Origin of the sequence: Sphingomonas sp. CCH15-F11, assembly GCF_001557005.1 — a bacterium.
GTDB lineage: Bacteria > Pseudomonadota > Alphaproteobacteria > Sphingomonadales > Sphingomonadaceae > Sphingomonas.
In genome coordinates this window covers 1-10,554 of record NZ_LSKG01000138.1, presented here as the reverse complement: position 1 = coordinate 10,554, position 10,554 = coordinate 1, and the positions used below count along the sequence as shown (strand labels likewise).

The following is a 10,554-nucleotide window of genomic DNA, read 5'->3' as shown; positions in this document are numbered from 1 at the left end:
GGCGAAACCAACCGCCGCGCCGCGGGTTTCATGAGGTTACAGCTGAACAGGAAAAGACACGATGCCGATCCGGAACCCCGCCCGTACCGCGATGATCGCGCTTGCGCTCATGCTGGTGGCGGGCGGCTGTACCCCGCCAACCCCGCAGGAACGGCAGGCCGAACAGATTCGCGACACCGCCGAGGCGCAGGCCGACGCGATCGAGGCCGAGGCGGAGGATCGCGCCGCGAAGCTCGAGGCTGAGGCGGAGGCAATGCTCAACCAGGCGGGACAAAGCGGCAATTACGACGCGCGGCGCGCCAAGGTCTATGCCGAGGCCAAGCGCGCCGACGCGCGGCTGGTCCGCGAGCAAGCGGAAGCAAAGGCCCGCGCGATCCGTGATGCGGGCCGGGCAAGGGCGAGCGCGCTGCTGGCGAAGTGAAGGCTGTCGACTGCCTGCGCCTGGAGGCGCGTCGAGCCCCCGATCACTCCGCGTCGGCGGCGCGTTCGGCAGCGGCGGGATCGATCGAGGGCGCGCCCGGCGCGGCGGTCGCGTTGTCGGCCAGATCACCGGTCGAGCCCGCGTCGGCGACATTCGCCTCGGCATCGGTCGCGGCGTCGGCGGCCGGTGCCGCGGGCAGCGGCAGGTTCGAGCCCTGGCTGTTCAGATAGGCGATCACGTTGGCGCGTTCCTGCGGGTCGGACAGGCCGGCGAAGCTCATCTTGGTGCCCGACGCATATTTGCGCGGGCTGGTCAGCCAGGCGTTGAGCGCATCGAAATCCCACGGGCCCCCAACCGCCTTGAGCGCGTCGGAATAGGCGAATCCCGCCACCGCCGCGTGCGGCTTGCCGACAATGCCGTGCAGGTTGGGGCCGATGCCGTTCGCGCCGCCGGCGTTGATCGAGTGGCATGACGCGCATTTCTGAAAGCTCGCCTGGCCCGCGGCGACATCGGCGCTGGCCAGCAGCGTCGCGATCGGCACTTCGGCCTCGCCACCACCCTCGCCGCCCGCCTCGACGCCGGCGATCGGATAGCCCATCTTCTCCGGGCGCTCGGATTCGAACACCATTTCGCTGCCGATCGTCAGGCCGAGTGCCGCGACGCAGCCCGCCAAAACCCATCCAGCGATCGTGTTCGTGCGACTATCCATGTTGTGAGAACGTCCAATCAAAGCCCATCGGGAAAGTGGTGCCCCTTTAGTAAAGGCTTTTGTGCACCGCAAGCCGAGCTTGCGTCCCCCTCCACGGGCCGATAGGCGGTCAGCCCCATGTCCGGACCCTCCGCGCCCGCCGTCCAGAGCTATGCCGCGCCCGCGCGCCCGATCATCGCCGCGATGACCGCCGCCGCCGCTGCCGATCCCGCGCGCGCGGTCGCATTTCAGGGCGCACCGGGCGCGAACAGCCATGTCGCGCAGCAGCTCGCCCTGCCCGACGGGCTGCCGCTCCCCTGTTTCAGCTTCACCGACGCGATCGATGCGGTGCGCGACGGGCGGGCGGGCCGCGCGATCATTCCGATCGAAAATTCGCTGCACGGGCGCGTCGCCGACATCCATTTCCTGCTGCCCGAATCGGACCTGTTCATCACCGGCGAGACCTTTCTGCCGATCCGCCACGCGCTGATGGCGAGCGGGACGATCGACGAGGTGCGCCAGGTGATGAGCCACGAACAGGCGCTGGGCCAATGTCGCCACTGGTTACGCGCCCGCGGGATCGCTCCCCTCGCCTATGCCGACACGGCGGGTGCCGCCGCCCTGGTCGCCGAGCGCGCCGATCCAGCGGTCGGCGCACTCGCTCCGGCGGCGGCCGCCGCGCTCTATGGCCTCAACCTGCTGGCTGACGATATCGCGGATGCCGGGCACAACACGACGCGCTTCGTCGTGCTGGCACGTGCCGCGGGGACGATCGAGCCCGCGCACGACCAGATGACGACCTTCATCTTCGAAGTACGCAACATCCCCGCCGCGCTCTACAAGGCGCTGGGTGCCTTTGCCACCAACGGCATCAACATGACCAAGTTGGAAAGCTATCAGACCGGCGGCAGCTTCGCCGCCACGCAATTCTACGCCGATATCGAGGGCGCGCCCGGCGACCCGGCGGTCGACCGCGCGCTGGAAGAACTGGCCTTTCACACCAAATGGGTGCGGCTGCTCGGCACCTATCCGAGCGCGCGCCGACGGGGGTAGCGTTGCGAGGGCGGTTTGGTGGAGAGGTCCCACCCCAACCCCTCCCCTGAAGGGGAGGGGCTTTCAGTTTGTCACCCATTTGCCGTCGCCCCGGGCTTGACCCGGGGTCCCGCTGCCTCAGCCGTCGCAAGAGAAGCGGAGCCCCGGGTCAAGCCCGGGGCGACGAGATTGCATCAGGGCCATTCTGTCTCCTTGGTCCCCCTCGACAAGGCGCTCCCGATCGGCTGATCTGGCAGCCGGGTAATCGAGGGAGCGGGTGATGCGGGTGAGGACAGGTCTTGCGCTGGCATTGCTGCTTGCCGCTTCGAGTGCGCTGGCGCGACCCCAGGCCCAGCCGGCGCCGCAATCCGCGCCGCAGGCCCAGCCCGCCGCCGCCTTCACCTTTGAGAAGGTGATGATCCCGATGCGCGACGGCGCGCGGCTGCAGACGGTGATCATGCGCCCCGTCGGCAAATCGGGGCCGCTGCCGATCCTGCTCCAGCGTACCCCCTATGGCGTGCCCGACGCGCCGCCGCCGCAAACCCCGCGCACGATGCAATACATGGCCGAGGACGGCTATATCCTGGTGTTCCAGAACATGCGCGGCCGCTTCAAGTCGGACGGCAAGTTCACCATGTCGATGGAATTGGCGCCGGCGGGGTCGAAGGCGGTCGATGAAGCGACCGACGCCTATGACACGATCGACTGGCTGGTGAAGCGCGTGCCCGCAAACAACGGCCGCGTCGGGATGTGGGGGGTCAGCTATCCCGGCTATGCCGCCGCGATCGCGCTCGCCCGCCCGCATCCCGCGCTGAAGGCGGTCAGCCCGCAGGCGGCGTGGAACGACTGGTGGCTCAACGACGACCTGCATCGCTATGGCGCGATGCGGCTCACCTATGCGACCGACTGGCTCTATTCGCTGCAGCACAACAAGGAGAATGCCGAATTTCCCTATGGCAGCGCGTCTATCGACAGTTACGACTTCTTCCTGAAGCTGGGGCCGGTCAGCAATCTCGACAGCCGGTATATGCGCGGCACCGTGCCCATGCTGACCGCGATGATCGCGCATCCCGACTATGACGACCACTGGCGTCGCCAACACTGGACCGACCGACTGGGGCGCACCACAGTACCGACGCTCCACGTCGCGGGCTTCTGGGATCAGGAGGATCCGAGCGGCAGCTGGAAAATCTATGAGCAGATGGAGCAGGACGATCCCGACGGACTGAACCTTATGGTCGCGGGGCCTTGGAATCACGGCAGCTGGCGCTCGCCGGGCGACCGGCTGGGCAACATCCCGATGGGGGTCGAGAGCGGCACCGAATTCCGCCGTGATGTCGAAGCGCCGTTCTTTCGCTACTGGCTGCATGGCAAGGGCGCGCAGCCGCGATTCGAAGCGAAGATGTTCCAGAGCGGATCGTGGCAATGGCGCGACTATGCGCAGTGGCCGCCCAAACCGCGCGAGATGCGCAACCTTTACCTCCACGCCGACGGCAGCCTGTCGTTCACCGCGCCGGCCGACACGGCGTGCCGCGATTATGTGTCCGATCCGGCGAGCCCGGTGCCGTTCCGCGCGCGCCCGATCTCACGCACCTATCCCTCGCCCGAATGGCAATGGTGGGAAGCCGCCGACCAGCGGTTCGTCGACGGGCGGCCCGACGTGCTCACCTATGTCAGCGCGCCGCTGGAAAGCGACCTGACCGTCACCGGTGCGATCGCCGCGCGGCTGATGGCGGCGACCAGCGGTACCGACGCCGATATGGTCGTCAAGCTGATCGACGTCTTCCCCGACAACTACGAACCGGTGCCGGCCGACTATCTCAAGACGCTCAACGGCTATCAGCTACCCGTGGCGATGGAGGTGCGGCGCGGACGCTGGCTCGACGGCAATGCGGCCGCCAAGCCGCTGGTCGCCGATCAGGTGCGCGCCTGGGACGTGCCGCTGCGCGATCATGATCACGTGTTCCGCAAGGGGCATCGACTGATGGTACAGGTCCAGTCGACCTGGTTCCCGGTGATCGACCGCAACCCGCAGACCTTCGTTCCCAATATCTATACGGCGAAGGCGAGCGATTTCCGCAAGGCGACGCATCGCGTGTGCGGCGGGTCTTACGTCGCGTTGCCGGTGATGTAAGGGGCGGGTGGGCGCCGGGTGCGGCCGCGCGTCAGATCACATCCCCGCTCAGCCGCTGACAGACCATATCGAGCTGGTCGAGCGAGGCGTAGCTGATCGTCAGCGTGCCGCCCTTGTCGCCATGCGCGATCCGCACCCCCAGGCCGAGTACGTCGCCAAGTTGTTGTTCCAAGGCAGAAATATCGGCATCCGCGGTCGGATTGCGGGTCGTCCGGCGCGATTCGCCAGCACCCTGCCCGCCCGGCTTGGCGTCGCGCGCCAGCTTTTCGGTCTCGCGCACCGACAGGCCACGCGCGATGACGCGCGCCGCCAGCGCCTCCGGGTCCGGCGCGTTGACCAGCGCGCGGGCGTGGCCCATCGTCAGCGTGCCGTCGATGACGTGGCGCTGCACCTCGGGCGGCAGGTCGAGCAGGCGCATCAGATTGGCGACATGGCTGCGCGATTTGTGGACCAGCTTGGCCAGCGCCTCCTGGCTATGCCCATATTCCTTGATCAGCTTGGCATAGGCGTCGGCTTCCTCGATCGCATTCAGGTCCTCGCGCTGGATATTCTCGAGCAGCGCGATTTCCAGCGTTTCGGCATCGTCGAGATCGCGGACGATCACCGGCACCTCGTGCAGCCGTGCACGCTGGGCGGCGCGCCAGCGGCGTTCGCCGGCAACGATCTGGTATTCCTTGCCGTGCGGACGCACGACGATCGGCTGGATCAGCCCGCGCGCCGCGATCGATGCGGCGAGATCGTCGAGCGCCGCCTCGTCGAAGAAGCGGCGCGGCTGGCCGGGGTGCGGCACCAGCGAGCCGACGGGCAATTGCCGCACGCCGCTCGCCTGAACCTGGCCGGTCGCGCCGGGTTCGTCGACGCGCTGGACATCGCCGAGCAATGCGCTCAGCCCGCGGCCAAGGCCGGGACGGGGTTTACGGGCGGCGGCGGGGTTGGCGGGCTCGGTCATGCGGCCTGGGCGGTCTTGGGCAGGCGATCGATCACTTCGCGGGCGAGCGCGATATAGGCCTCCGAACCCGCGCAGCGATGGTCGTAAATCAACGCCGGCATGCCATGGCTCGGCGCCTCGGACAGGCGAACGTTGCGCGGGATGACAGTGTCGAACACGACGCGGCCGAGCACCGCGCGAACATCATCGGACACCTGGTCGGTCAGCCGGTTGCGTCGGTCGTACATGGTCAGCACCACGCCCAGAATGGCCAGCCCGGGATTGAAGCGCGAGCGAATGCGTTCGACCGTGCTCAACAGCTGGCTCAGCCCCTCGAGTGCGAAGAACTCGCATTGCAGCGGCACCAGCAGCGAATGGCTGGCCACCATCGCATTGATCGTCAGCAGGCCCAGCGACGGCGGGCAATCGATCAGGATCACGTCCCAGCGATCGCTGCTGCGCGCGATCGCCTGGTCGAGCCGGTGAGTGCGCTGATCGAACTCGATCAGCTCGATCTCGGCGCCCGACAGGTCGACGGTCGCGGGCACAATGTCGAGGCCGGGCACGCGGCTGCGCACCGCGACGTCGTCGAGACCGACTTCGCCGATCAACAGGTCATAGCTCGACAGCTCGCGGTCGGCGCGGCCGATGCCGAAGCCGGTCGAGGCATTGCCCTGGGGGTCAAGGTCGATCAGCAGCACGCGCAACCCCGTCGCCGCGAGCGCGGTGCCGACGTTGATCGCGGTCGTCGTCTTGCCGACCCCGCCCTTCTGATTGGCAATGGTGATCACGAACATCGGGCGCTGATCTCCGTCGCGACGACGATCCGGGAGTCCGGTTCGGTCAGGCTGGGTTCCACGTGGAACCGACCTTGCCATGTCTGTCGCGCCGCCGCCACCTCCGATTGCGCGCTCCGCCCCTTGGGGAGCAGCCACAAGGTCGCGGCCGTGCTGAGGTGCACCGCGTGGCGGAGCAATTCGGGCAGGCCGGCGACCGCGCGCGCGCTGATCACCGCGGCCGGCGGATGCGCCACCTGTGCGATCCGGCGTTGGCTGACCTCGACCTGATCGAGACCCAGGGCGCGCGCCGTGTCGGCCAGGAACTCGGCGCGGCGACGACGTGGCTCGACGAGCAGGACGGGCTGATCGCGCAGGATGGCGACGACGATGCCGGGCAGCCCCGCCCCCGATCCGATGTCGATCCAGGTGCCGTGGCGGTCTGCCGCGAGCGGAACGAGCTGTGCCGAATCGAGGATGTGCCGGCTCCATGCGGTCGCCACCGTGGACGGCGCAATCAGGTTCTGGTGCGCATTTTCCGCGATCAGCAGGTCGACAAACGCCGCCAGCCCTGTTTCACGTGAAACACCGAAACGTGCCCGGATCCACGCGCGCGCTGCCTCTTCGTTCATGCCGCACGTCGCCGATGATGCAGCAAAATCGCGGTCAGCGCGGCCGGGGTAATCCCCCGAACCCGCCCCGCGGCACCCAACGTCGCCGGTCGCGCGGCAGCGAGTCGCTCAACCATTTCCGCCGACAGGCCACGCACTGCCGCGAAGTCGAAATCGGGCGGGAGGCCGATCGCTTCGTTGTCACGATAGGCGGCGACCTCTTCGTCCTGCCGCTCCAGATAGGGCGCATAACGCGCATCCTCGATCAGTTCGGCGAGCACGGGATCGCGATCGGGGTCGAGCCCCGGCGCGACGTGCGCGACATCTACGCCCGGAAAGCGCAGCCATGCTGCCGCCGATCGACGCGCGCCATCCAGCGCGATGTCGGCGCCGCGCTGGCGCAGCTCGGACGCGGTGATCGGCCCGGCGAAGTGCGCGTCGAGCGCCCGGCGGTGGTCGAAACGCGCCTGCTGCCAATCGGCGCGCGGTGCGCTCAGACAACCCAGCGCCTGCGCGGTCGGGCCCAGGCGGGTGACCGCATTGTCGGCGCGCAGCCGCAGCCGATATTCCGCACGCGCGGTCAGCATGCGATAGGGCTCGGTAACTCCCTGGGTGACGAGATCGTCGATCATCACGCCAAGATAGCTCGTGGCGCGATCGGCATGGAACGGTGCAACGCCGATCGCGTGGGCCGCGGCGTTGATGCCGGCAATCAGCCCCTGGGCGGCGGCTTCCTCATAGCCCGTGGTGCCGTTGATCTGGCCCGCGCAAAACAGGCCGGGCATCGCCAGCACCTCAAGCCCCGGGGTCAACGCGCGCGGGTCGATATGGTCATATTCGACCGCATAGCCGGGCGTGACGATTTCGGCGTGCGCGAGCCCATCGATGCTGCGCAGCATCGCCCGCTGAACGTCGGTGGGAAGTGAGGTCGATATGCCGTTGGGATAGACGAGCGGCGTGTCGAGTCCCTCGGGCTCCAGAAAGATCTGATGACCGTCACGGTCGCCGAAGCGGTGGATCTTGTCCTCGATCGAGGGGCAATAGCGCGGGCCCGCCGCACCGATCGCGCCCGTGAAGAGCGGCGACCGGTCGAGCGCCGCGCGGATGATCTCGTGCGTCGCCGCATTGGTCCGCGTGATCGCGCAGAATAGCTGCGGCAACGCCCGGCCCGATGTCATCGGCGACATCGTCCACGGCTCGACGTCGCTCGGTTGCGATTCGAGTGCGGCCCAGTCGATCGTCCGCCCATCGATTCGCGGCGGTGTCCCCGTCTTCAGCCGAGCCATCGGCAAACCCAGCGCGCGGAGCTGGAGGCCGAGCACGGTCGCCGCCCGCTCATCGACACGACCGCCCTCCCCGCGCTCCTCGCCACGGAAAATGCGTCCGCCCAGAAAGGTGCCGGTCGCCAGCACCACCGCCGGTGCCGACAGGCGCCGCCCATCACCCAGCTCGAGTCCGGCGACCCTGCCCCGCTCCACGATCAGCGCCGCCGCCTCGCCCTCGATCAGGCTCAGACCCGGCTGCGCGCGCAGCATCGCCTGAATCGCCGCTGCATACCGCACGCGGTCGGCCTGAACGCGCGGACCCTGCACCGCGGTCCCCTTGCTGCGATTGAGCATCCGGTAATGAATCGCCGCCGCATCGGAGGCGCGCGCAATCAGACCGTCGAACGCGTCCACTTCCCGGACCAGATGCCCCTTGCCCAGACCGCCGATCGCGGGATTGCACGACATCGCGCCGACCTTGCTCAGGTCCAAGCTGATCAGGGCGACACGCGCGCCCCGGCGCGCGGCGACCGCCGCCGCCTCGGTCCCGGCATGCCCGCCGCCGACAATGATGATGTCGAAGTTCTGAGTCATCGCCCCGCCCGCTACGCATTGGTCGCGTCGTCGTCAAAGCTGTTCCACGTGGAACATCGCCTATTTGCCGATGCAGAACCGCCCAAACAGCGAATCAAGCATCGATTCGACGCTCGCGCGCCCCGTCATGCGATCGAACGCGACGCGCACGGCGCGCAGATCCTCCGCGATCAGGATCGGGTCGTCCTGAGCCACCGCTGACCGCAGCGCGAGCTCGACCTCGCTCAGCAAGCCGCGTTGCCGTTGGTTGAGCGCCACGATATCGGGGGCGGGCAACAGCCGGCGGGCGACTTGCTCGATCCGCGCCCATAGCGCACCGATCCCCTCCCCCGTTCGCGCCGACAGCACCAGCCGATCGCTCCCGATCGGTCCTTGCCGGTCCGGCATGTCGCTGCGCGGATGAACGGCGATGACCTCGGACGAGGATGCGGGCGGCGGCGCATCGTCGAGCCACAGGAGAATGTCGGCGCTGGCCATGGCATCGCGCGCGCGTGCAACCCCGATCGCTTCGATCGGATCGGCCGTCGCGGTGACCAGGCCCGCCGTGTCGGTGAGCACATAGGCGATGCCGTTGCGCACCAGCTGCGCCTCGATTCGGTCGCGCGTCGTCCCGGCAATGGGGGAGACGATCGCCGCCTCCCGCTCGGCCAGCGCATTGAGCAAGGTCGACTTGCCCGCATTGGGGGGCCCGGCGAGAACGACGCGTACGCCGTCGCGCAGGCGCTCGACCGGCGGCTGGGCCAGCACCGGCGCGATCGCATCGGCCAGTTCGGCGGCACCCGAACGCACGCCGTCGATCAGGTCGCGCTCGGCCAGGACATCCCCTTCGTCGCCGTGATCGAGCAGCGCCTCGATCATCGCGGCCAGGGTGAGCAGCCGGTCGGTCCATTGCTCGACGCGCTGGCGCAACGCCCCCTCGCTCATCCGCTGGGCCGCGCGCCGCTGGCCCTCGGTTTCTGCGGCAAGGAGGTCGGCGAGTCCCTCTGCTTCGGTCAGGTCGATCCGCCCCGCCGTCAACGCGCGCCGCGTGAACTCGCCCGGTTCGGCCAGCCGAAATCCGGGCAGGCGCGCAAGCTCCGCCTCGACCGTGCGAATAACCGCGCGACCGCCATGGAGGTGGAGTTCGAGCAGATCCTCCCCGGTCACCGTCGCCGGGCCCGCGAACCACAACAGGATCGCGCGGTCGAGCACCTCGCCCGCCGACCCGCCGCGCCGCAACGTCGCAAGCGTCGCCCGGCGCGGGGTTGGCAGTGTCGTTATGCCCAACGCCGGAAGCGCCGCGCCCGCGTCCGGCCCGCTGATCCGCAGCACCGCGATCGCCGCCGGCGGTGCGCCGCTCGACAACGCATAGATGGTGTCCATCCCGCTAGTCCCGGCTCAACCCGTCTTGCTGCCCATCTCGAACATCTTGCGCCAGAAATTCATGCCCGCCTCGCCCATCGGCGCCCAGCTTTGCATCATTTGTTCAACCAGCTCGGGTGAGACGCCTTTATCCATGGTTTCCAATATGTTATTCACATATTTCTCATGCACTGGGGTAAAGTCCGGCAGGCCCATCGCGCGCCGCGCCTCTTCAGGCGTGCATTCGATCTCGACGTTGATCTTCATGGTCTCTCCCTGCTTGAGCACGCGTCGCGCGGCCTGCTAGAGCGCAGTGGCATCGTTATGCGCGCGGGGGCGGGTGAACTGCAAATCTTGTCGACAGGAGCGATCATGTCCGAAACCCTCGCCATCCCCACGCTGGACGACAGCGCCCAATTCGATGCCTATGTCGCGCGCCCGGCGGCAACGCCGCGCGCGGCGATCATCGTGATCCAGGAAATTTTCGGCGTGAACGCGGGCATCCGGCGGAAATGCGACCGGCTCGCCGCCGACGGCTATCTCGCGCTCGCCCCCGACCTGTTCTGGCGGATCGAGCCGGGCATCGAGCTCGATCCCGATATCCCCGACCAGCTCCAGCGCGGGCTCGACCTGTTCGGCACCTTCGACCAGGACATGGGCATTCGCGACATCGAGGCGACGATCCATGCCGCGCGTGCGCAGGTCGGCGGGGGCAAGGTCGGGGCGGTCGGCTACTGTCTGGGCGGGCGGCTGGCCTATATGAC

General features: G+C 68.3%; 11 protein-coding genes. 4 read left to right on the top strand and 7 right to left on the bottom strand.

Annotated elements, in window-relative coordinates:
• The first annotated feature begins 61 nt into the window (after positions 1 to 61).
• The gene (locus AX709_RS13620; RefSeq protein WP_066544024.1) at positions 62 to 421 is read left to right on the top strand and encodes a hypothetical protein; all 360 of its coding nucleotides are present in this window, start codon (positions 62 to 64) and stop codon (positions 419 to 421) included.
• A 43-nt stretch (positions 422 to 464) separates the two neighbouring features.
• Here AX709_RS13620 and AX709_RS13615 read toward each other — a convergent pair whose 3' ends face one another.
• Complete coding sequence (locus AX709_RS13615) at positions 465 to 1,130, bottom strand: c-type cytochrome (RefSeq protein ID WP_066550118.1); 666 nt, start codon at positions 1,128 to 1,130, stop codon at positions 465 to 467.
• A gap of 117 nt (positions 1,131 to 1,247) precedes the next feature.
• Between AX709_RS13615 and AX709_RS13610 the strand changes: the two genes are divergently transcribed.
• On the top strand, positions 1,248 to 2,162 hold the full coding sequence (locus AX709_RS13610) for a prephenate dehydratase (protein WP_066550116.1): 915 nt from the start codon (positions 1,248 to 1,250) through the stop codon (positions 2,160 to 2,162).
• Positions 2,163 to 2,421: 259 nt separating this feature from the next.
• Positions 2,422 to 4,275 carry a CocE/NonD family hydrolase gene (locus tag AX709_RS13605; RefSeq protein WP_066550113.1) on the top strand — a complete coding sequence of 618 codons (1,854 nt, stop codon included), beginning with the start codon at positions 2,422 to 2,424 and terminating at the stop codon, positions 4,273 to 4,275.
• Positions 4,276 to 4,306: 31 nt separating this feature from the next.
• On the opposite strand, the gene AX709_RS13600 is transcribed toward AX709_RS13605, so the two are convergent.
• From AX709_RS13600 to AX709_RS13575, 6 genes are read right to left on the bottom strand one after another with little or no spacing between them, the layout of a single operon-like run.
• Complete coding sequence (locus AX709_RS13600; RefSeq protein ID WP_066550110.1) at positions 4,307 to 5,224, bottom strand: ParB/RepB/Spo0J family partition protein; 918 nt, start codon at positions 5,222 to 5,224, stop codon at positions 4,307 to 4,309.
• Positions 5,221 to 6,000 (bottom strand): ParA family protein, encoded by a 780-nt coding sequence (locus tag AX709_RS13595; RefSeq protein WP_066483230.1) that lies wholly within the window; start codon positions 5,998 to 6,000, stop codon positions 5,221 to 5,223. The genes AX709_RS13600 and AX709_RS13595 overlap by 4 nt, the downstream gene beginning before the upstream one ends.
• On the bottom strand, positions 5,991 to 6,611 hold the full coding sequence (rsmG, locus tag AX709_RS13590; RefSeq protein WP_066550108.1) for a 16S rRNA (guanine(527)-N(7))-methyltransferase RsmG: 621 nt from the start codon (positions 6,609 to 6,611) through the stop codon (positions 5,991 to 5,993). Before rsmG ends, AX709_RS13595 begins: the two co-directional genes overlap by 10 nt.
• A complete protein-coding gene (mnmG, locus tag AX709_RS13585; RefSeq protein ID WP_066550107.1) occupies positions 6,608 to 8,449 on the bottom strand; it encodes a tRNA uridine-5-carboxymethylaminomethyl(34) synthesis enzyme MnmG in 1,842 nt (613 codons plus the stop codon). The genes rsmG and mnmG overlap by 4 nt, the downstream gene beginning before the upstream one ends.
• A gap of 60 nt (positions 8,450 to 8,509) precedes the next feature.
• A complete protein-coding gene (mnmE, locus tag AX709_RS13580; RefSeq protein ID WP_066550104.1) occupies positions 8,510 to 9,811 on the bottom strand; it encodes a tRNA uridine-5-carboxymethylaminomethyl(34) synthesis GTPase MnmE in 1,302 nt (433 codons plus the stop codon).
• Positions 9,812 to 9,826: 15 nt separating this feature from the next.
• Positions 9,827 to 10,057, bottom strand: a complete 231-nt coding sequence (locus tag AX709_RS13575) for a DUF6489 family protein (protein ID WP_066483677.1) — start codon at positions 10,055 to 10,057, stop codon at positions 9,827 to 9,829.
• A 105-nt stretch (positions 10,058 to 10,162) separates the two neighbouring features.
• On the opposite strand from AX709_RS13575, the gene AX709_RS13570 reads away from it, so the two are divergent.
• Positions 10,163 to 10,554: dienelactone hydrolase family protein (locus AX709_RS13570; RefSeq protein ID WP_197432038.1), on the top strand; the 392-nt coding region annotated here is incomplete at its 3' end.